The following is a 25,437-nucleotide window of genomic DNA, read 5'->3' on the forward strand; positions in this document are numbered from 1 at the left end:
TGGGTTAGGTTAAGGATTTCTGTCCTTGATTACTAATGCATCGATATAAGACTCCTTTTCGACGAACTGGAGGTCATATTTTGCCAATGCCCTGTTCAATTCTTCCAGATTACTCATGTTGGTTGCCAAATCCAGATCAACCATTCCTGTATAGCCCGTTTCATCGACCAGCGGAAGGTTTTTCTGTAAGTAATATTTCATCCTTCCCATGAAGACAAAAAGATAGCAACTAGTAAATTTTGCGCCGAAGCGGTCGATCTGTACATCGGGTTTACCACCCTTTGTGTACAGTTTGTCAATATCGGATGTCCTGATCAAGGTCAGGCATTTCATCTTTCTATTTTCGATACTCGCTGAATATTGGGGAAAATAGCGCTCAAGGTCTGCCTTCATGAAGTGGTAGCCGTTATTAGCCAGTGCACTGTCCAACACAAGTTCATAACAGAAGGCATTGCCCTGTCGGAGCCAATCCGTAAATTCGGAAGAAATTGTTGTTTCTGATGTTAGTTTTGACGGATCTCTTACTTCGAGGATAGTCTCGTTGCGTTGCTTTTGGTATGCTGCCCTGTAAAGCGCTGGGATGGTCAAATTTCTGCCCGTAAACCTTTTTATTGGTACGGAATCCGATCCGTAAATATTCTGCCAGTATCCGCTTGACGCTCCGTCAACATATCCCGAGAAGGTGGATTGCTTGAAACCGGATGCTCCGTAAGGTCTTTCCGTATAAAAAAGTGGTTTTGTCTTGTCAATAGTGATCGGAACATCAGTTTTCATTCGGGCATTTATGGTCCCTGTGTTCAACAGATTTTTGATGTTGTCCTCTGTAACATAAAAGGATTCCGTAATGGCCTTTACTATACCATCTCCATCAATCCAGACATAATGCGGTAAGTAGTTGTGGGGAAATAAATTACGCAGTACAGTGTCATTTGTCATTACTGGAATGTCGAAATGCCGATCTCTTTGCTTTTCGAACTTCTCCAAAAAAGGCATTACTTCCTTTTCGTTTTGATAGGTAACGGACAGAAACTGTACACTTTCACCAAAAGTTTTTTGGAGGCTGTCCATCTTCGGGATCATGGCCACACATGGACTGCACCACGTTGCCCAGAAATCAAGGATCAGAAGTTTCGCCTTGAAATCAGATAGTTTTGCCGTAGTCGCTGGCTTTCCGTTGATATCTTTATAGCCATGTAGGTTTGAAATTGTCGCTTCAGGAATGGTGTCGCCGATCTGTAACGGCTTTACATCATTTAGCCCTGCATCAGTCCGCTCTCCAACGGACTGCGCAGGAGCATAACTAAACAATACGAAACAAAAAAGCGGTGTAAAAAATGCCTGCCGGACATATACCAGTTTATGCCTTTTAGCGGCATGCGAAAATCTTCTAAGAAGTATCCCAGCAATTTTTGAAAAGTCCGGAATATTGGAAAATAAGCGCCTCATGTAGCTGTAAAATAGCTTCATATGTAAATAGATTTATAACGTTCATAACTTTGTTATTTAAAAAATACCTATTTGATGGGCGCCCAATCATATATAGGTATGAAAAAGCCATTAAATGGCTTTGCCATCCTTAATCAGGGGGCACGATGAGATTTATATAAGAAAAGTTCGTTATGTTCATGGCTCATAAAGTTTTACAAGCCTGAACTGCAAGAACGGAGTGAACTCCTATCTACGTTGTATCGAGGTACTACCGCTAGAACCCAAAACCCAATTTCAATAAGAGCCACCCCGTATTTCTGCAAAAATACAAAATAAGTAGGGTGGTTCCCTTATCGCCTCGGGTTTCTCGATAAATGCGGTAGTTTTCGATAACAAGGCTCGTTTATTACACTATAATTACTGTCTATTTACCTATCATTTCATGTTAATTGTCATTATATTATTTATATAATAGACGAATATACTTAATTATTATCAATACTACAAAATAATCATAGTATTTACTGCAATATTTTGATAGTAAGCCAAGCCTGTTAAACAACGAAAATTCGGGAGCTTTGTTTATGGCGGTTCACATAGGAAAAATAATACATGGTCTTGTTAAAGAGAAGGGGCTCAAAGTCAAATTTGTCGCAGATTTTGTCAGCGTAAGTGAATCCACTTTATATGATATTTACAAACGTCCATCGATAGACATTGAAAAATTAATCAAATTCTCACAATTGTTCAATAATAATCTCTTCTTGCATTATCTACAAGAAGAACCTATCAAAAGTATGTTTGATAAACAAGTTCAGGTGCTTCAGCAGTCTGTGCTTGAAATCAGCAATGAGTTAGAGAGCAAAAATGAAAATCTTAGACATTTAATGGATTTAATTGAAACACAGAAAAAGGTCATTGCACTGCATGAAGCTAAAGAACAGAATGAACGCGAAAAAAAAAGGGGAAAGTAATCTATGGAAAGAATAATAGTAAAGAATTTTGGTCCATTGATCGACATAAGTGTACAGCTGAAAGATATTAATATCTATATCGGCACCACGTCCAGCGGGAAAAGTACTGTTGCAAAACTTATTTCGATTTTTAAAGCTGGATCTTTAAGCACGACTGCGAATCCTTTTGAACTATTCAAAAAGGCACTGGCTAACTCTAATATTGATTTTAAAATAAGTGGTGACACACAGATCCGTTATGAAAACAATGGACTATATTATGAGGTTAAAGGATTAAATTTTAAAACAAACATTCAGGACAATCAACATATTCAACCGTTGAATCCTCTGTATATTCCAGCCGAGAGAGTTTTCTTTACCACGCTCTCTCAATCAGTGTTCAGTTTGATGAACAGCGATGTAGCACTTCCAAAATGGTTGATTGATTTTGGAGCTAAGTTTGAAAATGCAAGGACAAAGATCAAAGAACTCTCAATTGAGTTTCTTCAAGCTCAATATCAATGGGTTGACGGAACAGACTATATAAAAGTTGGGAATCACACCACAATAAAATTATCTCAGGCGTCAAGTGGCATCCAATCTATAGTTCCTTTGTTACTTGTTGTTCAACATAATACCAATTCGGAAAAAAAAGAAGATGACATTTTTATTATAGAAGAACCGGAACTTAATCTCTACCCGTCTTCTCAGAAAGATTTATTAGAGTTTATTGTAGAAAGGATTAATCAATCTGGAGATCGACTTATTATCACTACGCACAGTCCTTATTTACTGACTTCCCTTGATAATCTCATACAAGCAGGAAATGTAGTAAAAGAGCATCCAGAAATGAAGAAGGACGTTGAAGAGCTGGTTCCCAGTTCAAAATGGATTGACTATGATAATGTCTCCTGCTATTATTTCAATAACGGAACTGCTAGATCCACCATGGATGATGAACTTAAATCAATCGGTCCTTCAAATATTGACGATGTTTCAGGCGGTCTTAGTGAAACTTTCGAAAGTCTACTGACTTTAAGATATTCGTAATATGGTTTGCAAGGACATTTTTAATAAATTAGGTGGAACACCTGAATGTTATAGCAATTCTTCATCTGCTTTGGAAAAAGGTAAAAGGTTTGTCTTAAATAATAAAACCCAGAACACCATCTGTAGGGTTCGGATTGATGATTGCTTAATCGTCGATAAAAGAATAAAGAAATGTGATTTCTTTTTTGTAGTAGAAGAAACCAAAAAATATTATCTGGTTGAACTAAAGGGTCAGTCTATTGATGATGCTGTGGAACAGATCAAAAGCACTTTTTCGATTATCAATAAAAAAATCGGAGAAGACTTCAAGAATTATACCGGTATCGTAGTATCCAGCGCTGTCCCTAAAGCCGCTGACCAGAAGTTTAAAAATTTACAACAAAGGATATTCAAAGAATATGGATTAATAATTAAAAGAAAACAAATTCATTACCAGGAAGATGTCTAGTGGCCCTATACATCTTCCACTTTTAAAAAGTACAAATCGCTTAAAATGATACTTTCATATATTCAATCTGGAAATTGTGAAAAAAATAAAATACAAAAAACGATTCCTATTATTTCTTTTCGGTTTATAATCGTGCATCTTCATATCGGATAATAAAATAGTTTCGCTATTTTTCATTAGGCATAGGATAAATAAATATGATGATTATTGTAATCCTTCGATAAATTTCTGATCTATCGTCAATCTCGTACACACCATCCCATTTTCACCGCTTAGGCAACTAAGACGCAAGGAGGCGGAATCGGGTCAAGGGCGCACGTGTGATGGACAAGAGCGTGGGTGCGTTCATATACCCTTTACCTTTCCGACTCAGCGGGTAAATTTGCCAGAGCGGTGCAGATGGGAATAACTAGAATCCGGTCTAGGTTATACAATATTATGGTACATCACAAGTGGTGTGAGCAGAGCAAAACACCTCTTGCATCCATGACCGAGGTTTACGTGCTTTCCGACGAAGAAGGAATGCATGTGTACCGCAGGGAGAAAGGGCAGTTCTATCTTTTCATCCCCTGATTCTTTTTTCTGCGCCTGCGTTTCCGTTCCTCCTCACCCGCAACAGTCTGCTGTGCACCCGATGCATCGAATGCAGGTTCTAACAACATGTCAAAAAGACCCCATGCCCCTCCTGCAATGGAGGACAGCATACTTCCGACATCCGGATATTTTTCATGGTGGATATTGGCCATGAGATCATCTGTTACATGGCCGTCATGCAACTTCGGATATCTTTGCATAAAATTTCCAAGTGCATGCATCTGTACCTTCTGCTGCATCGTTCCGTTCTTCATCATATTGGCATAATGCATCCTTTCTTTCAGCCCACGCTCAAATCCGAACACCCCATCAAAGAGGGTTTCGCCCGATTGCTTAAATGCGGTACGGTCAAACTGCCCCATTTTCCTGGAATGGGAAGTATTCTTACCCCGCGAGGTATTCTGCGGACTGAGCTTAATTGTATTGGTAATATCCTTCCTGCTTACAATGATCTGGATATGCAGCTGCTGGCCATCCTTGCGCTCTCCCCGTTGCCTCGTTCCGTTCCTGACTTCCTTGTCGTTGTGTCCATAGTATCTATGGTTCTCCAGTTTACCGAACCAGAGCAGATCTTTGTGACTACTGATATTGTCCCGCTTGAAATTTTTTGCATATTCGTCCATGGCCTTGACAGCAAACTCTTTCAGCTTTTCCTTTTGCGCCCTCTTCCCCATAAAGGGAGGTGAGGTGCGCCAGTTCCTTCTGGCTTGGACTGATGTTGATCAGGAAGAACTTGCTGTCATCTTTTCCCAACTTAGCGATATTGTTGTCCAGCCCGATCCGAACCTCATGCGGTCTGATGTCGTCCCTGTTCCCATTGAACCACTTTTCATGTTCGGCCATGCTTTTCATATTTCTGTTCTCTTTTTCGAGATAGTTCACCAGCCCTGCGGAGCTAGCTTTGTTGTTTCCCGTTTCGGATGCCGATATATTGATAAACATATTTTCCTCTTGTCATAAATTTTCTAAAGCCTGACGCACCTGTTTTGCCAGTTCTTCCTTCTTTGCGGCTGATACCGGCCAACCTAAGGTTTCCCTTTGGGCGATATAATGTTCCAGTATCTTTCTGAAACCGGATTTCAGTTTATCCCTTTCCGCAAGTGCTACGATCAGCCGTTTCAGGTCGCTGTCCAAAATTTTGAGGTGACTGACGCTTTCCCCGACAGCCGCATTTCCCTTGAGCTGCGCTTCGGCTATCGCCTTGGTGACCGTACCCTGTAATTTTGCCAGAGTCGAGAGTTCACTCGCCATCGAATAGATCGGCACCAACAGATCACCCTCCTGTTTACGGATAAAGGAGAGTATCCTGCTGATTCCGCTGGACAGTTCCTTTTTCAGCATTTCATCGTTCAGGTCTGCTGGATCCTTTTTGCTCTTATAGAAATAATCCACCATCTGTATCACCAGTTCCCGTTTTGTCCGTCCCAGCTTGCGTGCCAGTAACGATAGCCGTTCGTCCACCTCCTTGGGGTAACGTACCGATTTGCTGTTGGGATCAACCCTGACCATTACTACCTCCTGTGTCATCGAATATAAACCGGAACCTGCTGGCATTGATCGGATGCCACGAGGGGATGTATTCCAGATAGCCGTACGCTACCAGCTCCGAAAGGCATTTATGGTAGGTCGTTATCGACTTTATACGTGAAAAGCGCATCAGTCTGCTCCGGCTGGCATGGAAGAAGTCGAAAGGGCTAATAGGGTCATGGTAATAGAAAAGTGCCATGACCAGACCGATGTGCGAAGGTAACAGTCTCTCGGCGCCGGTTATTTCCTCGAAGTATGTGCTGAAAAGATGTCCGGGCATCCCCATGTGTCTATCCATTCCCATGTCCCCCTTCCATCATCTTTTGGATATCATCCCCACGGTAATACATACTCCCACCGATCTTTTTGTAGGGCAGCGTCCCGTTGATACGGAGGTTCTGCAAAGTTCCCGGCGATATACCGAGCATCTTCCTTACCTCGGCACTGCGCAGCCATTGGCGGTCATTTTCCTTTTTCACATTTCCCCTCACAAGTTGCCTGATCTCCTCCATCATTTCCTTTTGCATCCTGCAGAGATCTTCTTTCGTTACGATGTCTATATGCATATTTTCCAAATTTGTTTCCGATTCGTAGCGGCCACCGATATGGGCGGTGCCACGGAACAAAATTGGGGGATATTACGAGAGGTTGGATGACCAACCAAGTTTGCTTGGTCATGTCCAGATAGTGGACGGGAGGGTTATTTTTGGTCTTTGGGCACGATCCTGAAGAGTTTTTCGTGCTCTTCGATCTTCACGCCCTTGGCGGCATCTTTGGGATCCTTTTTGACAAAATAGTTGCGGGCGGTATCGATGGATATGGCTTTCCCCTTGTGGCTAAAGTACTTGGCAACGAGTTTGTAATAGGGGCTGTCAAAATCACTCCTCACGAGCTTTCTCCCATTTGGAAGAGACAGGACTTTTATCTGGTGGATCAGGTCCATAAAGGTGGAGAGGTATTCGTCCTGTATCATCGCTTTGCCGGACACGTTGAACGCTTCGAGTTTCTCGAGCTTTTTCTCCAAGGTTTCGATCTTTTCATTCAGTTCGGCAATCTTTGCATCTTTTTCCTTGAGGAGGACATCACTGGGCGCAATATTCCATTTGTCCCTCGGCAAAAGGAATTTCTGAAACTCCTGTAGCTTTTCGATGTTGGACATATGCAGGGCATGTTTGGAGGAGAACGGATCCTTTCTTTCAAAATATTCGATCCTTCTGGCAACACGCTGCCAGACATGTGCAAAAAACTCCTTTTCACTGTTTCCTTCATCCCTTGCCAGATAATGATCGAGGTGGTAGCGGTAATAATCTTCGAAAGAAGAAAGCTCAAGCTTATAGATCTTCAACAGAAAATGGTTGTCGTCACTGCCCCTTCTCAGACCTGTCAATACGCCCAGATCGTACGGGTGTGCATTACGCTGGAATGCTTTTCGATATTTAAAGTACTTTGACGACATAAACCAAATTTACTAAAAAAGATCAAGGATCCGCTACATAGCATAAGGACGGAGGGCAAATGCTACGAAGGACCATAAAGTATGCCACGGTGGAAACTGGGCGCGGGCTGCTCACAAAGCTAACCGTTTCTAGGACTGATTTGTAAATTTTTAAAATTTATTTGGTGTATTTTAATGGTTTGATTAATTTTCGGATTAAAATATAACAATTTAAAATCCACTTCAAGTTCAAATGAAAACCATGGTCAAATTCAACAATGTAAACACATTGTTCTCCAAAGCGCTGAAGGAAAGAATAAACAACTATTTTAAAGAAAATTCCAGAAAAAAAACCGGAGACGGAAGGATCTTTATCAAGGCAGCGGTTCTTCTTGGTCTAGCAGTGGTACTGTACACCATTTTGGTATTTGTCCAGCCGCATTGGTCTATCGGTGTACTGCTCTGTATCGCCTTCGGCGTAAACCTTGCTGCGATCGGCTTCAACATTATGCACGATGCCGGCCATGGTTCCTTTTCCGAAAACAAAACTGTAAACTCTTTCCTCTCGTATTCCCTGAACCTTCTGGGAGGGAATATCTATTTCTGGAAGCTGAAGCATAATATTGCCCACCACACCTATACCAACATCGAGGGGGAAGACCACGACATCGAGATCAAGTTCATGAGGGTACACCCCGATCAGCCATTGCGGAAGCACCACCGCTTCCAGCAGTATCTATTTTCTGCTGCTGTACAGCGTATCATACCTTGCATGGATATTTTACCAGGACTATGAAAAATATTTCAGGCAGAAGCTTGGCAGAAATTCGGAACCATTTCTTTTCCCTTTGCGTGAAAAGTTGGTTTTTTGGATCAGTAAGATCCTGCATTTCGTACTGTTTATCATTGTTCCGGTCCTTGTTGCAGGCTGGTTACCGGTTCTTATCGGTCTATTTATCACAGGTGTTGCCTGCGGACTTTGCCTGGCCACGGTGTTCCAGTTGGCACATGTCGTATCCGACACGGAACTAAAGACAGTAGAGTCATCAAGGGTAGAAGACGAGTGGATGGTTCATCAATTGAACTCCACGGCTAATTTTGCAACACGGAGTAAGATATTGACCTGGCTATTGGGCGGGCTGAATTTTCAGGTGGAGCACCATCTTTTTCCAAAGATCAGCCATGTTCACTATCCTGCAATCAATCTCATCGTCAAGGAGACCTGCAGGGAATACGACATCATGTACGTGGAATATAAGACCTTCGGAAAGGCTTTTGGTTCACATGTCCAGGTCATCCGTAACATGTCCCGATAGAGTTCGTTGCTGTGTGCTGGTGCGCCAGGTACAAAACGCTAAACTTTCAACTTTCTGCCGATATTTTCTTGACTCGGCATCTATATCCGATCGACAGGGAAGCTGTTATTGTTCACATTTACAATAGTTAAGTATTCCTGATGGACATTCAAGTTTTAAAATAGTTAGAACTACATACAGAAAAATCGATATAACCTTATAAGAAGATATAAGTTATATCTAAAAAATTAATCGGGTATACCTTTAAGTATACTGAAAATAACGCTGATGGGGTCTTAAACAAAGATGGGTATCCCCGGAGGATACCCAAAACCCCGTTTGCAGTGCATACGGCAAGTAAAGTAGGGCTCTGCCCAACTTCCGCTTGCTCTATTGTTGTTGTGGATCGTGGTTATGTTGATTTTCAGTGGATGAACGTTTTGGACAGCAAGGGATGTTATTTTGTTACGCGCAGTAAGGTTAACATGGAATATAGCGTGATCAAGAGCTATCAGAGTGAAGCTATGTTAGGAGGTGGGATCATTAAAGATCAGCTCATTACATTGGATGGGGCTACTGCAAAACGATATGGTAACAAAAAGCTCAGACTTGTCCACGTTTTGGACAGCACAACCGGAGATGAGTATGAATTTTTAACCAATAACCTGCAATGGAAGCCTACAATGGTCTCAATGATATATAAACAGCGGTGGCAGATCGAAATCTTTTTCAAACATCTCAAACAGCGCCTCAAAGTGACCAGTTTTGTTGGAACTTCAGAGAATGCGGTTCAGATACAGATATGGACGGCACTGATCGGAATACTTCTATTGAAATACATCCAAAAGAAGGTCATCTATAAATGGAACCTGTCCAATTTGGTCGGATTTATAAGGATGAATATTTTTGTGAAAATTGATTTTTGGAAATGGGCAAACGATCCATTTATAAAGGAAAAGGTGCCTCATAAAAATGGTCAATTTACAGTCTTTTGAAAAGAACCTAGGGTTCAAAAAAATACTAAGTAAAAAATCAAGCTTATTTGTCACAAAATAAGTGATTTTTAAGAGTCTAAATTTTATTTAGGACGCTACTGATTCAATTATTTACAGGAAAAGTTGTAAATGTCGTTTAAAATAATTTTATTTGAGTTCACTAATAAAATAAACCTATTTATTTCGTGTTTTAAAATATGCTAAATTTTAAAATCTAGGACTGAGTAAACCAATTAATTTGCATTTAATGAAACTTACGTTAATATTTTTTTAACTTAAATGTTGTTTTTAAGTAATGTCAAGATGCTACTTTTACGTAATAATCTAGTGAATAACAGCGAAGAGGGTATTAATCTATAATTTCAGGATTTTTTTTAATAATATTTAGTTAGTTGTATGAGAGTATTTTTGATTATTCTAACGATAATTATGATGTATGCAAACTTAAGAGTGCATGCACAGTCGACGATTTCTTTGGAAGAGTCATTAAAAGAACTCCATACTGTATTGGCAAGTAGAGAGACCTACTTCCATAAAAAATGTGAACAGATAACCGAAATCAAATATAAGTTGGACCATAGTGATGATCCGATTAAGCAATTTGATACAGGTAGAGCATTATTTAATAAATACTACGACCTTCAGATAGATAGCGCATTATACTATGCGGAAAAAATGTTTTCTATTGCTGAAACATCTTTAAATTATGATAAGCATAAAAGAAATGAGTCTATATTGTATATTGCTCGTTCCTATGCTTATAAAGGAATGTATAGAGAGTGTGAGGAACTCCTTAATAAACAGTTTGTATATTCAGAGTTCCTGCCAGTGCATGTAAAGCAACTCTATTTTTTAGTGAACTTGGAACTGTATAAGAGTTTGGCTGATCATGTTACTATTGATTGGAAACTTAAACAAATTCGAAAAGAGATTGTTGTAAATTTGGACTCTTTGATCTTACTTTTTGATAAAAATCCAATATGGCAGGCAATTTATTATGGAAATAAATTAAAAATAAATGGTAAGTATGATGAGGCTTTGACCGTTCTCTTTGAGGTATTCAATAAGCTGACGACGGAAGATCGAGAGATGGCACATGTCGCCTTCTATATAGGAGACCTATATAGAATAAAAGGAGATAGCGAAAAGGAAAAATTATATCTGAGTATTTCGGCTATTGCCGATTTGAAACATTCGGTTAAAGAGTATGTTTCTTTATGGAAATTGGGAATCATATTGTATCATGAGGGAGATATTGAAGTATCATATAAATTTATAGAAATATCGCTTCAAGATGCTATGTCCACAGGTGCATATCGTTGGATACAACAAATTACACAAGTTCTTCCTAATATTTACAAAGCTTATAATACAAAAATCATACAACAGCGAAACGCAATATTTGGAGGTTTTTTGATTATAGCTTTATTATTGGTAGGTATTGTCAGGCAATATCTAAAATTGAAAAACAATAAGAAGGAGTTGGCACAGATCAATGAAGACCTCAAATTAGTTAATAAGGAACTTAATAATGTCAGTGAAATTTTGAATCTATCCAATGCAGAATTTCAAGTTGTTAATAGTCAGCTTATTATTTTAAATAATGAGTTGATAACAGCTAGTTTACTTAAAGAAACTTATCTAATCAAATTTATCGATTTATGTTCGGATTATATTGACAAACTTGATGATTATAGAAGAGTCTTTAAACGGCTATTTAAGATTGGAAATATGGATAAACTACAAAAGGAACTCGACTCCAAAGCATTTATCGAAGCTGAGTATAAAGGTTTCATCTTAAATTTCGATGAAACTTTTTTAAAATTGTATCCCAATTTTGTAACCGAATTCAATAACTTGTTTCCTAAAGAAGAGAAACAAGACGTAAAGAAAAATGAATTGCTGACGACAGAACTGCGGATTTATGCACTGATATTATTGGGAATCACAGATAATAATAAAATAGCTCGATTTCTGCATTGTTCTATTACAACAGTATACACATATAGATCTAAGATTAAAAATAGGTCTTTTTTTCCCAACTCATTCGAAGAGAAAATACGAGAGTTTAAATAAGAAAAATATCTTTTCATTTATATCGTAACCTAGGAGTCGACTTTTATGAGAGTGTAAATTAAACTCATATCTTTAAAAATAATTTTATATTAAAAATTAACAGAGCTAAAGAAGTAACTTGAACATTAAACTAGGCACTTTTCTTTGAGGATACTGGGATACAGAGAAACCTGCTTTAGTCTCTTTCTGAAGAGTCGGAATAGTACTTACAGATATCTGTAAGCACCCGGTTTAGCACATGTTCATAGTATATGAATGCTTAAAATTAGCTTTTAATATATGTTAAGCACCGATTTCTATTATTTCTTTAATGGGAGTTATTGTTAGATTTTTTTGATATTTCACCCAATTATGAGGTAACAATTGGCTTAACTGCTTTTGTGTAGTGTTGGAGATACGACCGAGGATATCAATTAGTCAATCCATTAAGTTTACCTAGTGCATTTTGCATGTGGCGATGAAAGAGTAAAATACAGCGCTACGCTGTCAGATGTGATCCGCAGAATAAAAAATCCTTACAACACAATGCAATTCCTCTAATAGATGATTCGATGAGATTATTATCAATATTCAATTTTTTACATTCAATATACAAAGCTAAACGCTTGAATCGGGCCATGGTATAGGCAAAAGCTTTGTAAGTGGTACTTTTTTCATTTAAGAGCACGATATTTTCGATTAACCATATTCCAAAATCCTTCCAAATAGGTTTTGCCTCATTTTGTCCAGCTTCTAGACAATCTTTAGAATCCGCATCTTTAATTTTCTGCTCGATAGCATATAGTGACCTGAATACCTACAATGCAGCCCGATCTGGGTCATTGTTTTTAGCATCGAAAAAGTAGCGCCTTGCATGTGCGATGTAACAGAGCAATTTTATATGTTCATTTGTTAGATTTTGATATACTTGATCGGCGTCCGATTGGAGATATCTTTATAATCTTTTTAGGATAATTTTGGGTATTTGCTGCTCTCTTCTGGGATGATATTTAAATTATGCCATTTTTTTCCAGGGGATTGTACTGCCCAATAATACCCGCGATGTGTTGTTCCATTTTTTGTTTTATTCAATACTTTCATCGTCGTTTCGTACATCATCAGGTAATCAGAACGGATTATTTCATCTTTAAAGCAGTTCTAGCAGATTTGCAGCCTTGGCCACCCAATCCCCAGAATAATCGAGTGAGCAAGTTTGACACCAGTTTGTGCAAAGCATTACATCTGGCGATAAACGGGCATATGGTAGGCATATTTCTCTACTACTAAAGCTGTCAGCAATGAAGCATCGTCCATACAATTCCTGATCAGCCCCGGTTCAATTGGTGCAATAACGATCTTGTTCTTAAGTCCAGCATCTGCGGGATCTACAGGCAAGAGCTATTTGTAGCGGATTATTTTCTTTGCGCTCAGCTTTGCTGGCGTATATTTGAGTTTATAAGTTACCTCATTGCCTATTTTCGCATTTCCAGGAGGAAGGTTGATAAGATCGAGTTCGACTACTTCATCGATAAGTGTTTCAGGAATTACGAAATGTTTGAAACTTTTTTTTTATCAGTTTATGGTTTCTGTATTTTCTCAATGCTGATCTGCTCGACAAGGACTTCTTGCTCTAGCTCAATCCGCAATTGATCAGGATTTTGTTGCGAGCTGGCAAAGCGTTCACTTTTCACCAGACTTGATATCCCGTTGAAACTTTTACGGCCATCGACGCATTCATGATAAACGAAATATTTTTTTTGTAGTAGGAATATTAATGCCCTATCCAATGAGCAGTCTGCGTAAATACTCCGCATCCACCTATCCGTGGATATCCAATTGAAATGCTACTAAACTCACGCTTGCAAAAATGGAAGATACGGGCATCGGTCCATCAGTTTCAACACTGCTAATAAATTATGATGCTTCAGGTTTTATTTTTACGAAATTTGAACTTTTGGAATATTTACTATGCAGATCTTCGTCCTTACGTGATGTATAAAAACTGCCTGAGGCAACTACGTGACTAGTGCAAAATTAACTTGTGGTCATGTGGTCATCTTGACCTTTTGTTCTTCGAAATTCTGCAATATACCGTAGATCTCAGATGGACTACGATGAACTAACTGACGTGATGATCGTCTTCTTTTTTGTTCCATATTCTTGATTTGTAATATGAAAACAAAAGTAAAAAATAACGCAGCATTGTCGAGAAATGCTAAACCAGGAGGTTACAAATTATTAATTATCTATTATTTTCAAAGATGTGAGTTTGAGTTACACTCCTTCTTTTATACCTCAAATTCCTTTTCCTTTTTTTGAAATTTAGTATTACAGTAGGTAGATGACTTACATTTTTTTAAGCTTAAGCTTAAGCGATTTGTTTTGTCTATATTTTTCATTTTTTTTAAACTTTTTCCCACGTTAAAGTTTAGATTTTAGAATTTTGATTAATACACAATTAATTGTATATCAATTATTTATATTATATGTTATCTAGATTTTTTTTGACACAGCATAGTAGCAGATTAAAGTAAGACATATTTGTAGAACTTTACGAAATAAATCTTAATTGTTATGAAATGAAAAAATTATCAAACTATTTATTGCTTGTTTTTATCTGCCTTATTGGCATTTGGAGCTGTGGTAAAAATGAATCAACCGGGACTGATTATGAATCAAATAGTCCTGTTGTATTTTCCGATTTTCTTCCGAAAACCGGCGCAGTTAGAACTCGTTTATTTATTGAAGGTAAAAACTTTGGTACAGATATTACCAAGATACATGTTTATGTTGGTGACAAGAAATTGAAAGTAATTGGATCTGATGGTAATCAAATCTACTGTATGGTGACGAAGCAAGTAGAGTCGGGTGCTGTTCGGGTGGTTATAGATAGAGGCAATGGTGTTGAACATATCTTTGATGAAAATTTTACGTATCGTGCTACTTCTACAGTTGGTACGCTTGTAGGTGAGGTTGATGAATTAGGGAATTCTTCTATTGTCGATGGAACATTTGAGGCGGCTCGTTTTAGGAACCCTATGTGGGCCTTATTCGAACCTTTAAGTAATAGTTTATTCGTTGTTGAAACAGAGTTCGCTGTGCGTCATGTGGATTTGAATGAAGAACGAGTATCCACTCTAATAACCAATGGACAGGCTTCCTTTAAGAAAATGCAAACTATTTCTTTGAGTTTTGATAATGACAGCTTATTTCTGACCGATGATAATGGACAGACAAATAATAAAAATCAGGTAGCTATTGCATATACATTACGGAGTGAAAATTACAGAAGAGTACACCCTTATATATATGACTATACAAGTTATGCCTGTGCTCCACATCCGACTGATAATATTATGTTTTTTAACACCTACATAGGAGGGGGAATTCTCAAGGCTTTTACAGATCCAATTACGAAGGAACTGGCTTCAAAAGAATTGTTTAAAGTTGGAGGTACTTCAAATATTAAACCTAATATTTTCTTTCACCCTTCAGGAGAATATGCATACTTTATGATTGCACAGACAATATGGAAGAGTAAATATAACTGGAATACAAAAGAGTTGGAGTTTCCTATTGTATTTGCTGGCGGTAGTTCTGGAGATGTCGATGCCATTGGTACAACGGCGAAATTTGGCTATATCAGACAAGGTGTATTTGTCAAAAATCCATTATATGCTGGACAAGTAGATGAGTATGATTTTTATTTGGCAGATATTAATAATCATAGTATTCGTAAGGTAACTCCAACAGGCGAGGTTTCTACCTATGCTGGCAAAGGTAGTCCATCTTCCGATGGAAAAAAGGAAGGATATATTGATGGTGATCTACGATTAGAGGCGAGATTCAATAAACCTAGTGGCATTGCTTACGATGCTGAACGAAAGATATTTTACATTACCGAAGAAGTGAACAAGCGTATACGCACAATTTCGGTAGAATAATTCTGACAGATCAAGTACATATTAATATAAATCAATGAAGCATTATATAATATTTTTTATAATCTTAATTGGGTCTTTTACCCAATTAATTGCACAGGAAGCAAGCAGTAAACCTGTTGTGATTACAGGTACTGTGACAAATACCAAAAACGAACCTATGGTAGGGGTGTCTGTTACCATTAAAAATAAACCTGGTTTAGGAATTGCTACAAATGGATCAGGTCAGTATAGTATCTCATCCGAAAAATACCAATGGTTAGTTTATTCTTTTGTAGGTTATGTAAAGAAGGAGGTCTTGATAAAAGAAGATCTTATAATGAATGTTGTGCTGGAAGAAGAGGATGAAAACGTAATAGACGAGGTGATTGTGACAGGGCTAGGCACACAAAGGAAAATATCAGTTACGGGTGCTGTAACAACCGTAGAGATGAATACCATAAAAACCTCGACATCCAGTATAACCAATGCTTTAGCTGGAAATGTCGCCGGAGTATTAGCCATGCAAGGTAATGGTCAACCCGGAAGTAACTCTTCAGAATTTTGGATTCGTGGTATTTCTACTTTTGGTGCAGGTAACTCAGCACTTGTATTAATTGATGGTTTTGAACGTAGTTTGAATGAAATTAGTGTAGAGGATATAGAAAGTTTCTCCATATTAAAAGATGCTTCAACTACTGCTATATATGGTTCCAGGGGAGCTAATGGAGTTATTTTGATTACTACAAAGCGTGGAAAAGATGGAAAGATATCAATTAATGCCAAAGGAGAGAGTACATATAATACACGTACATTTACTCCACGTTTTGTGGACGGTGTAAGCTATGCTGAGCTGATGAATGAAGCTCGTCGGACACGTAACCAAGAGTTATTTTACAGTGAATCAGATATTAAACTAATCCACGATGGATTGGATCCAGAGCTATTTCCTAATATCAACTGGATGGATATGTTTTTGAAAGATGGTGCAATGACCAATCGAGGGACATTAAATTTTTCGGGAGGAGGTAGTACAGCACGTTATTTCGTCTCAGGTAGTTATATCGATGAAGGAGGGATGTATGATATAGATGATATGTTGAATGGTTATAATACCAATGCTAATTATAAAAGATGGAATTACCGGTCAAATGTGGATATCAACTTGACAAACTCTACTCTGGTAAAGGTCGGACTAAGTGGTTCATTGGGTAAACAGAATCTTCCAGGGGGTACGTATAGTGAGATTTGGCAATCATTGATGGGGCAGAATCCTATTGCTATACCAATACAATATGCGGATGGACGTATTGCTTCTCGTGGTACCGCTGGTAAGAATAATCCTTGGGTATTAATGACCCAAATGGGATTTATTGAAAATTGGGACAATAAGATCCAGACCAATGTTACTTTAGAACAAAATCTCTCTTCATTGACTGAAGGCTTGCAATTTATTGGTCGTTTTGGCTTTGATACGAACAATAAAAACTATATCAGGCGAGTAAAATGGCCAGAGGCCTGGGAGGCGGAGCGTTTACGTAATTCGAATGGCGATCTGGTTTTAAAACGGGTGGTTACTGAACAATTACTAAAGCAAGAATCGAGTTCGCAGGGAGACAGATCGGAGTTCTTGCAGGGTGAACTGCATTATAATAAGAATTTGAATTACCATAAACTAGGTGGAGTTCTTCAGTATAGCCAGGAGAAGAAAGTAAATACTCAGAATCTGGGGACAGACATAATTCAAGGCATACAACGACGCAATCAGCGTCTCGCAGGTCGATTTACCTATGGTTACATGGATCGCTATTTTTTTGATTTCAATTTTGGGTATAATGGTTCTGAGAATTTTGCTACGGGACATCAATTTGACTTGTTTCCAGCAGTATCTGCTGCATGGAATTTAGCTGAGGAGAAATTTATTAAAGATAACCTGATGTGGATGAATATGCTCAAAATTCGTTATTCTTATGGAAAGGTTGGAAATGATTATACAACCTCACGATTTCCATATTTAGCATCTTTTTCCAATACTGCCACGGGGTATAACTGGGGTGATATTGAAAGCACTAATAGTTATACAGGGATAACTTACTCGACTATAGCTTCGAATTCCGCTTCTTGGGAAATCGCTACCAAGCATAATATGGGGCTTGATCTCTCTTTTTTTAATGGTAAGATTGACGGAGCGATAGACTTCTTCCATGAGCAACGTGATGGCATTTATATGGACAGGCAGTATATCCCGTCAATTATTGGATTAGGTGATACTAAACCACGTACGAATGTTGGATCGGCACTTTCTAAAGGTTTTGATGGACAGTTGAAGTTTGCTCAAAAGATAGGACAGGTTGATTTTACATTGCGAACAAATATGACTTACAGTAAGAGTGAGATATTAGAGTATGATGAACAGTTCAGTAATTATCCTTATGTTGGTAATACAGGTTTTAGAGTAAATCAAAATAGAGGACTTATTGCTCTAGGTTTATTTAAAGATTACGAAGATATTCGAAACAGTCCAATTCAAGATTTTCGACGTACCGGTAAAGCTGCTCAAGATCCTGTTGACATTTCGGTAATGCCAGGAGATATTAAGTACAAAGATATCAATGGCGATGGAGTAATTGATAATAACGATATTGTACCTATTGGAGCAACCTCCCGTCCGAACTTGATTTACGGTTTTGGACTTTCGACGAGATGGAAAGCTTTTGATATAAGTATTCACCTACAGGGAGCCGGCAAGTCATCCTTCTTTATCAATGGTTTTACAGTATACCCATTCAGTCAAGGAAGCTGGGGAAATATCCTCACTGATGTCGTGGAGTCAAACAGATGGATAGAAGGAGTAAATGAAGATGTAAATGCTACCTACCCTAGATTAAGTTATGATGATATAAATCCGAATAATTACAGGGCTTCTACATATTGGTTAAGAGAAAGTTCATATTTACGTTTGAAAACAATGGAGGTGGGTTATACATTACCGCAAAGTTTCACCAATCGTTTCCATTTAAAAAACACACGCTTTTTCTTCCTAGGAACAAATCTTTTAACTTATTCGACCTTTAAACTTTGGGATCCTGAAATGAATAGCAGCAATGGTCAGGGGTATCCTTTGGCCAAATCGTTCACTTTGGGATTGACTACTAATTTATAATATCAGGCAAATGAAAAGAATATATATAATTGCTATACTTCTATCTGCAACAGGTCTTTTATTGAACTCTTGTAAAGATTATCTCAATGTTGAACACTATTTTCAAGATAGGCAGAGCGAAGAAAAAATTTTTAAAAGCAAGGATTATACCGAGCAGTGGCTTGCCAACTGTTATGGTCAGCTGCTAAACTATAACCTTGAGATAGGGCATCGTGATTATACGATTTCCAATTACTCGGATGATATGTTTTTCAACGAAGGAAGCAATGGTTTAGTCTATAGACAGTTTAAGTTTGGAGAGTATACACACAATTGGTATTATCAATCTTGGTCACAGTCTTATACAGGTATTCGACAGGCATCGATTATGATACGCAGTATTGCTGAAAGCAGTGCTTTTTCTGAAAAACAGGTTGCAGAGTATAAAGCCGAAGCTCGTTTTATAAGGGCCTATTTATATTGGTTATTGTTGCGTAAATATGGACCTGTCCCTATTATGCCGGATCAAAGTGTAGATTATGATAATACTTACAGTAATTTATCATTCCCGCGTAATAGTTATGATGAAGTGGTCAATTTTATTGCTTCAGAAATGGCGATTGCAGCGAAAGAATTACCTACCAAACGTGATAACCGTAATATTGCTCGTCCGACCAAAGGTGCAGCGTTAGCAACACGTGCAAAAGCACTTCTCTTTGCTGCGAGTCCCCTGGCAAATGGCAATGTAGAAATGGTTGATTTTGTAGACGATCAGGGAAATAAATTAATTGCACAACAATATAATGAAGAGAAGTGGGCCAGAGCAGCTGCAGCTGCCAAAGATGTGATCAATCTTAATGTTTACAAATTGTATGTAGCTGATAAGCGAACAAAAGGAACAGATGCTTATCCAGCAACGATCACTCCTCCTTATCATGCAGAATATTCAGATAGAAATTTTCCTGATGGTTGGGCAGATATAGATCCGTTCGAATCGTACAGAGCATTATTTAATGGGGATTTATATGCATCAGAAAATCCTGAAATGATATTCACAAGGGGCGAAAATCAAACTAATTCTTCGTACGGAGTAATCGCATTAACCCGACATCAAATGCCAAAAGTAGCAGGTGGATACAGTTGTCATGGATTGACTTTAAAGCAAACTGATGCTTATGATATGAATGATGGAACTTTCTTTGATAGAGAAGCTATTATAAATAAGTTTGGGGCTAATAATATGTTTGTAAAAAGTACAGAGATCAATAATTTCAAACCCTTGCGTGCCAATGTATGGAAGGAGTTTGCAAATCGTGAACCTCGTTTCTATGCTTCAGTGGCATTTAGCGGTGCTTTCTGGGCAATGTCTAGTGCGACAACTAATACAGCAAACGTGACCAATAAACAGATTTTTTACTATAGAAATGAAAATGACGGACGCATTAATGGAGACAACTGGTTACCAACAGGTATTGGTATGATGAAGTACATTAACCCCAAAGACAATAATACAAATGGGGGAAGTATTAGTCCGCGAGTAGAAATCACCATACGTTATGCCGATATTTTATTGATGTATGCTGAAGCACTAAACGAGTTAAAAGGTAGCTATAATTTGCCGTCCTGGGATGGTGCCGCTAGTTATATAATCGCCCGTAATGTGGATGAAATGAGTGCATCTATTAAGCCCATACGTGTCCGTTCTGGTATGCCTAATTATAATGTAAATGATTATGGAAGTCAGACTATTTTACGTGAAAAAATTAAAAAGGAACGTCAGATAGAATTATTGGGAGAGAACCAACGGTATTATGACTTAAGACGTTGGAAAGATGCTCCAGTTGAGGAAGGAGAGCAGATCTACGGTTATAGTACACTAATGACAAAAGATAATGCTGCATTGTTTTATTCCCCTATACGTGTACCATTATTACAAGCTTCATTTTCACGTAAGATGTATTTCTGGCCAATTCATTGGGATGAACTGCAACGTAATAAAAGGATGACACAAGCACCTGGATGGCAATCATTTGATTAAGAAATTAATAATTAGAAAGTTTTTAAGATGAAGAGATTATATAAATCGATAGTGGCATCATTAATCGCCTTGACGATGGTGTCATGTAATGACGAATGGAAAGATGAATTATATAAAGAATTGATATCGTTGAAAGCCCCATTAAATGCGCAGGGGATATCCCCAATTTATCTTCGCTATGAGGCTAATGGTGTATATGAATATGATCTACCCGTAATTGTGAGTGGATCTAAAACAAATGACCGTCGTATTTCTGTTAAAATAGGTGTGGATAATGATACTTTAAGTATTATGAACAATGAAAGGTTTCAATATAGAAGTGACCTTTATTATAAGCAGTTACCTTTGGAGTTTTATGAATTTCCTTCAGGTACATGCGTGGTTCCTGAAGGTTCAAATACCGCGACTCACAAAATTAGGTTTAAGTTCGAAAACTTGGATCTTGTCGATAAGTGGGTTCTTCCATTGACTATTTTGGATGACCCTTCATATGAGACAAATAACCGTAAAGGTTGGCGTAAAGCACTATTGCACGTGATTCCTTTTAATAATTATTCTGGAAAGTATTCATCCACAGCAATGAATGTAAATTTTCTGAATGACAACAAGAATATGGTGATGAGTACAAGAAATGCATGGGTCGTTGATGAAAATGCAGTGTTCTTTTATGCAGGAATGATCGAAGATGAGGCAGAGGATAGGGGAATTTATAAGATTATCATGCGCTTCGAGGAAGGAGTAGAACAAGAAGATGGAAGTAAACGTGGTCTGTTGAAATTGGAGAGTACTACTCCTGCTATTAATTTTGTAGTAAAAGGACAACCAACTTATCATATTCGAAAAATGGCAGATTTAACTCTACCATATCTCGTTCGCGAATATTGTACCGTGATAATGGAATATGAGTACAGTGATATCACATCCATACCTAATTTTCCTATTCGTTATGTTGCTAAAGGATCTATGACATTGGAACGTCAACGTAATACCAAGATTCCAGACGAGGATCAGGCTATTCAATGGTAGTGATAACAGGTTATAGATTGATACATAGACAAAAAAGATAAGATGAAGATTCGATTAATTAGCGCTATATTATTTTGTATGGCTTGTAAGGGAGTCTGGGGACAGATTGAAGGACCAGATAAACAGGTTTTTTCAAACCCAGTTATTTCCAAACGATTGCCCGATCCTACTGCGATTCGGGCTAAAGACAAGTGGTATTACCTTTATGCGACCGAAGATACACGCAATGTACCGATATGGAAATCAAGAAATATGATTGATTGGACTTTTGTAGGTACGGCGTTTACTGATACTTCACGCCCTTCGTTTCTTCCAAAAGGAGGTATATGGGCTCCTGAGATTAATTATATACAAGGGAAGTATGTCTTGTATTATTCGATGAGCACTTGGGGAGGACATTGGACTGCAGGTATTGGGGCAGCTATTTCCGATAATCCTGAAGGTCCTTTTGCGGATCAAGGAAAGATTTTTGATAGTAAATCGATAGAGGTGGAAAACTCAATAGATCAAACCTACTTTGACGATGGTAAGAAAAAGTATATGTTATGGGGCAGTTTTCATGGTATATATGCTATTGAATTGACCAAAAATGGACTTGCTGTAAAAAAAGGAACAGATAAGGTAAAGATAGCAGGGACTGCGTATGAAGGAGCGTATATCTATAAGAAAGGGAAGTACTATTACTTTTTTGGATCAACAGGGAGCTGTTGTGAGGGACTCAATAGCACATATCAGCTCGTTTATGGACGATCCAGATCATTGTTAGGACCTTACGTTAATAAAAGAGGAGGCTTATTAATAAACAATAACCATGATGTATTGATTGGAAAAAATGAAGGTTTCGTAGGCAATGGACATAATGCGCAGATTTTGAAGGATGACGATAGTAATGACTGGTTGTTTTATCATGGATTTGTAAATGAAGATAATTCAAAAAAATTAGATCGTTATTTGTTGTTGAGTCAACTGAAATGGGATCAGGAAGGATGGCCTTATGTAGATGGCAATTCTCCAAAAAAGACTGCTAAAGCTCCTTTTATTCGTTAAGAAAGAATTTTTTTTGATGAATTAAAAGATGAGAAATCTATTTATTGATAAAATATTAAAATAAATTAATGCGAGTATTTGTAAGTATGTTAATGATTCTTTGTTGGCAGATCTCGATTTGTCAAGTTCAAGAAAAAAAAGGATGGATAAATATTTTTGATGGTTCGTCTGTCTCGGGGTGGAGAGGGTACAATCGTGTTTATGCACCTAAGGCATGGAGTGTAGAAGATGGTACTCTAAAAATAAATCGAAAAAGTTCTATGGATAAATTCCATGCAGACCGTGGAGACCTTATATATCCCGTGAAATATCAAAACTTTGAATTGAAACTGGAATATAAAGTAGCTAAAGGATCTAACAGTGGTATTTTATATTTAGTAACAGAAGTTCCCAATAAACCGATCTATCATGGCGCACCCGAATTTCAGATTCTGGACAATGAAAATCATCCTGATGCCAAACGAGGAAAAAATGGCAATAGGAAAGCAGGATCACTTTATGACCTGATAGCGGCTAATCCGCAGGTATCAAAACCTTATGATACGTGGAACTCAGTTCGTATAATCGTGAAAAAAGGACATGTAGAACATTATCTCAATGGGGAAAAAGTTGTAAAATACCAGTTATGGAGTGAGGATTGGAAGGCTTTGGTCGCAGAAAGCAAATTTAATTCATGGAATGAGTTTCTGACGCCGGGAGGATCTACACAATCAGGGTACATAGCTTTACAAGATCATCATGATGATGTGTGGTTTAGGAATATTAAGATAAGAATATTATAAATAATGAGACAAGAGAATTTTTACGATGCTATAGTGATTGGATCAGGTATTAGTGGTGGTTGGGCAGCAAAAGAGCTGACAGAAAAAGGATTAAAGACTATTATGCTGGAGCGTGGTCGAAATGTAGAACATGTAAAGGATTATCATGCGAATGAAAATCTGTGGGACTATGAGCATCGTGGGGGAAAGACCAAGCAAATGGAGACTGACTATTCGGTTCTACGAAGAGACTATGCACTGAATGAGAAAAACTTAGACTTTTGGGTCAATGAAAAAGATAGCCCTTATACCGAGGTCAAGCGCTTTGACTGGTATCGTGGTTATCAGGTTGGAGGACGTTCGCTGACATGGGGACGTCAGAGTTATCGGTTCTCAGACTTGGATTTTGAAGCTAATTTGAAAGATGGTCATGGTACGGACTGGCCCATTCGTTATAAAGATATAGCACCTTGGTATAGTTATGTAGAGAGATTTGCAGGTATACAAGGTAATAGGGATAGATTGGATGTTCTGCCAGATGGAGAGTATATGCCTCCTATTCCGATGAATATTGTAGAAAGGGATTTAGCAGCACGTTTGAAAGGTAAATTTGGTGGTAAAAGACACTTTATTCATGCGCGTTCTGCCAATATTACTGTTCCACATGAAGGACGTATCAATTGCCAGTTTCAGAATCAATGTTGGCTTGGGTGTAATTTTGGAGCTTATTTTAGTACACAATCAGCAACGCTTCCGGCAGCTACAAAGACAGGAAATCTGACCTTACGCCCTTTTTCTATTGTAACCCGTATATTATACGATAAAGATACACAAAAGGCTGAAGGTGTAGAAGTGCTGGATACAGAAACTAATCAAACATATGAATATTATGCCAAAATCATCTTTGTGAATGCTTCGGCGTTTAACTCCACTTGGCTATTGATGAATTCGGCGACAGATATCTGGGATGGAGGACTAGGAAGTAGTAGTGGAGAGTTAGGGCATAATGCCATGGATCATCATTTTAAGCTTGGTGCAAGAGGGCGTATTGAGGGATATCTAGACAAATATATGTTTGGACGTCGTCCAAGTAGTTTATATGTACCTAGATTTGTAAATACCCCAGATGATACAAAATCAAGAGATTATGTTCGTGGATTTGGCTATCAAGGAGGAGCTAGCAGAGGTCGTTGGTCTGGAGATATTGATGGTAAATCAGTTGGTACAGATTGGAAAGATGCTTTATTGGAACCAAGTGATTGGGGAGTTAGCTTTACAGCATTTGGAGAGATACTTCCATATCACGAAAACAAGATTTTTTTAGATAAAGAAAAAAAGGATAAATGGGGACTACCTGTATTGTCGATGGATATGGAAATCAAAGATAACGAATGGAAGATGCGTCCAGATATGATGAACGAAATGAAGGATATGCTAGAAGCTGTAGGTGTCAAAGATGTAAAGACTTACGATAATGGTTATGGATTTGGGCAAGGGATTCATGAGATGGGGACCGCACGTATGGGTACGGATCCTAAGAATTCGGTGCTAAATAAGTATAATCAGGTTTGGGATGCAAAAAATGTTTTTGTAACCGATGGTGCAGCAATGGCATCAGCAGCTTGTATCAATCCGTCCTTGACGTATATGGCATTGACGGCTCGTGCAGTAGATTTTGCCGTAGAAGAACTGAAAAAAGGAAATCTATAGATACGGAGAAGAT

24 protein-coding genes and 2 pseudogenes are annotated in these 25,437 nt (G+C 38.1%); 14 read left to right on the forward strand and 12 right to left on the reverse strand.

The genetic code is table 11. The features are described from left to right. Positions 1–9: 9 nt before the first annotated feature. On the reverse strand, positions 10–1,467 hold the full coding sequence (locus AC06G9_RS21520) for a TlpA family protein disulfide reductase (protein WP_480957189.1): 1,458 nt from the start codon (positions 1,465–1,467) through the stop codon (positions 10–12). Between the two features lie 545 nt (positions 1,468–2,012). On the opposite strand from AC06G9_RS21520, the gene AC06G9_RS21525 reads away from it, so the two are divergent. The 3 genes from AC06G9_RS21525 (at position 2,013) to AC06G9_RS21535 (ending at position 3,879) form a co-directional block, all read left to right on the forward strand. Next, entirely contained in the window at positions 2,013–2,402 is a 390-nt protein-coding gene (locus AC06G9_RS21525) for a hypothetical protein (RefSeq protein ID WP_480957190.1), read from the forward strand. 3 nt (positions 2,403–2,405) lie between these two features. Next, positions 2,406–3,431 (forward strand): AAA family ATPase, encoded by a 1,026-nt coding sequence (locus AC06G9_RS21530; RefSeq protein ID WP_480957191.1) that lies wholly within the window; start codon positions 2,406–2,408, stop codon positions 3,429–3,431. Positions 3,432–3,501: 70 nt separating this feature from the next. Further along, entirely contained in the window at positions 3,502–3,879 is a 378-nt protein-coding gene (locus AC06G9_RS21535) for a hypothetical protein (RefSeq protein ID WP_480957192.1), read from the forward strand. 554 nt (positions 3,880–4,433) lie between these two features. Here AC06G9_RS21535 and AC06G9_RS21540 read toward each other — a convergent pair. The 7 genes and pseudogenes from AC06G9_RS21540 to AC06G9_RS21570 all read right to left on the reverse strand — a co-directional run bounded on the left by AC06G9_RS21540 (position 4,434) and on the right by AC06G9_RS21570 (position 7,456). After that, a complete protein-coding gene (locus AC06G9_RS21540) occupies positions 4,434–4,730 on the reverse strand; it encodes a hypothetical protein (protein ID WP_480958208.1) in 297 nt (98 codons plus the stop codon). Positions 4,731–4,733: 3 nt separating this feature from the next. After that, positions 4,734–5,147: pseudogene (locus tag AC06G9_RS21545) on the reverse strand (DUF5712 family protein); the annotation flags it as partial. Continuing rightward, positions 5,053–5,415 (reverse strand): DUF5712 family protein, encoded by a 363-nt coding sequence (locus tag AC06G9_RS21550; protein ID WP_480957193.1) that lies wholly within the window; start codon positions 5,413–5,415, stop codon positions 5,053–5,055. The pseudogene AC06G9_RS21545 and the gene AC06G9_RS21550, both read right to left, overlap by 95 nt. A 12-nt stretch (positions 5,416–5,427) precedes the next feature. Next, a complete protein-coding gene (locus AC06G9_RS21555; RefSeq protein ID WP_480957194.1) occupies positions 5,428–6,027 on the reverse strand; it encodes a BfmA/BtgA family mobilization protein in 600 nt (199 codons plus the stop codon). A gap of 263 nt (positions 6,028–6,290) precedes the next feature. Continuing rightward, the gene (locus AC06G9_RS21560) at positions 6,291–6,566 is read right to left on the reverse strand and encodes a helix-turn-helix domain-containing protein (RefSeq protein ID WP_480957195.1); all 276 of its coding nucleotides are present in this window, start codon (positions 6,564–6,566) and stop codon (positions 6,291–6,293) included. Further along, positions 6,463–6,678 (reverse strand): hypothetical protein, encoded by a 216-nt coding sequence (locus tag AC06G9_RS21565; protein WP_480958209.1) that lies wholly within the window; start codon positions 6,676–6,678, stop codon positions 6,463–6,465. Before AC06G9_RS21565 ends, AC06G9_RS21560 begins: the two co-directional genes overlap by 104 nt. Positions 6,679–6,700: 22 nt before the next feature. Further along, positions 6,701–7,456, reverse strand: a complete 756-nt coding sequence (locus AC06G9_RS21570) for a hypothetical protein (protein WP_480957196.1) — start codon at positions 7,454–7,456, stop codon at positions 6,701–6,703. A 232-nt stretch (positions 7,457–7,688) separates the two neighbouring features. Here AC06G9_RS21570 and AC06G9_RS21575 point away from each other — a divergent pair, with 232 nt between their 5' ends. From AC06G9_RS21575 to AC06G9_RS21590, 4 genes are all read left to right on the forward strand, one after another. Beyond that, positions 7,689–8,231 carry a fatty acid desaturase family protein gene (locus AC06G9_RS21575; protein ID WP_480957197.1) on the forward strand — a complete coding sequence of 181 codons (543 nt, stop codon included), beginning with the start codon at positions 7,689–7,691 and terminating at the stop codon, positions 8,229–8,231. After that, a complete protein-coding gene (locus tag AC06G9_RS21580; protein ID WP_480958202.1) occupies positions 8,212–8,751 on the forward strand; it encodes a fatty acid desaturase family protein in 540 nt (179 codons plus the stop codon). The genes AC06G9_RS21575 and AC06G9_RS21580 overlap by 20 nt, the downstream gene beginning before the upstream one ends. A gap of 323 nt (positions 8,752–9,074) precedes the next feature. Then, positions 9,075–9,725, forward strand: a complete 651-nt coding sequence (locus tag AC06G9_RS21585; protein ID WP_480957198.1) for an IS4 family transposase — start codon at positions 9,075–9,077, stop codon at positions 9,723–9,725. A 429-nt stretch (positions 9,726–10,154) separates the two neighbouring features. Next, entirely contained in the window at positions 10,155–11,801 is a 1,647-nt protein-coding gene (locus AC06G9_RS21590) for a DUF6377 domain-containing protein (protein WP_480957199.1), read from the forward strand. A gap of 478 nt (positions 11,802–12,279) precedes the next feature. On the opposite strand, the pseudogene AC06G9_RS21595 reads toward AC06G9_RS21590, so the two are convergent. The 4 genes and pseudogenes from AC06G9_RS21595 to AC06G9_RS21610 all read right to left on the reverse strand — a co-directional run. After that, positions 12,280–12,720 (reverse strand): annotated as a pseudogene (locus tag AC06G9_RS21595) (IS66 family transposase); the annotation flags it as partial. Positions 12,721–12,746: 26 nt separating this feature from the next. Beyond that, positions 12,747–12,899, reverse strand: a complete 153-nt coding sequence (locus tag AC06G9_RS21600) for a hypothetical protein (RefSeq protein ID WP_480957200.1) — start codon at positions 12,897–12,899, stop codon at positions 12,747–12,749. A gap of 117 nt (positions 12,900–13,016) precedes the next feature. Next, positions 13,017–13,175: a hypothetical protein gene (locus AC06G9_RS21605; RefSeq protein ID WP_480957201.1), complete on the reverse strand. Its 159-nt coding sequence runs from the start codon at positions 13,173–13,175 to the stop codon at positions 13,017–13,019. A 182-nt stretch (positions 13,176–13,357) separates the two neighbouring features. Further along, positions 13,358–13,594: a hypothetical protein gene (locus AC06G9_RS21610; protein ID WP_480957202.1), complete on the reverse strand. Its 237-nt coding sequence runs from the start codon at positions 13,592–13,594 to the stop codon at positions 13,358–13,360. A gap of 765 nt (positions 13,595–14,359) precedes the next feature. On the opposite strand from AC06G9_RS21610, the gene AC06G9_RS21615 reads away from it, so the two are divergent. From AC06G9_RS21615 to AC06G9_RS21645, 7 genes are all read left to right on the forward strand, one after another. Next, the gene (locus AC06G9_RS21615) at positions 14,360–15,724 is read left to right on the forward strand and encodes an IPT/TIG domain-containing protein (RefSeq protein ID WP_480957203.1); all 1,365 of its coding nucleotides are present in this window, start codon (positions 14,360–14,362) and stop codon (positions 15,722–15,724) included. Positions 15,725–15,758: 34 nt separating this feature from the next. Further along, entirely contained in the window at positions 15,759–18,863 is a 3,105-nt protein-coding gene (locus tag AC06G9_RS21620; protein ID WP_480957204.1) for a SusC/RagA family TonB-linked outer membrane protein, read from the forward strand. Positions 18,864–18,873: 10 nt separating this feature from the next. Further along, complete coding sequence (locus AC06G9_RS21625) at positions 18,874–20,880, forward strand: RagB/SusD family nutrient uptake outer membrane protein (RefSeq protein ID WP_480957205.1); 2,007 nt, start codon at positions 18,874–18,876, stop codon at positions 20,878–20,880. Between the two features lie 27 nt (positions 20,881–20,907). Continuing rightward, entirely contained in the window at positions 20,908–21,906 is a 999-nt protein-coding gene (locus tag AC06G9_RS21630; protein WP_480957206.1) for a DUF4973 domain-containing protein, read from the forward strand. Between the two features lie 78 nt (positions 21,907–21,984). Further along, positions 21,985–22,953 carry a family 43 glycosylhydrolase gene (locus AC06G9_RS21635; protein WP_480957207.1) on the forward strand — a complete coding sequence of 323 codons (969 nt, stop codon included), beginning with the start codon at positions 21,985–21,987 and terminating at the stop codon, positions 22,951–22,953. 68 nt (positions 22,954–23,021) lie between these two features. Beyond that, positions 23,022–23,735 (forward strand): 3-keto-disaccharide hydrolase, encoded by a 714-nt coding sequence (locus AC06G9_RS21640; protein WP_480957208.1) that lies wholly within the window; start codon positions 23,022–23,024, stop codon positions 23,733–23,735. A 3-nt stretch (positions 23,736–23,738) separates the two neighbouring features. Then, on the forward strand, positions 23,739–25,424 hold the full coding sequence (locus AC06G9_RS21645) for a GMC oxidoreductase (RefSeq protein ID WP_480957209.1): 1,686 nt from the start codon (positions 23,739–23,741) through the stop codon (positions 25,422–25,424). Positions 25,425–25,437: the final 13 nt, after the last annotated feature.

Source organism: Sphingobacterium sp. MAE, from assembly GCF_056711605.1.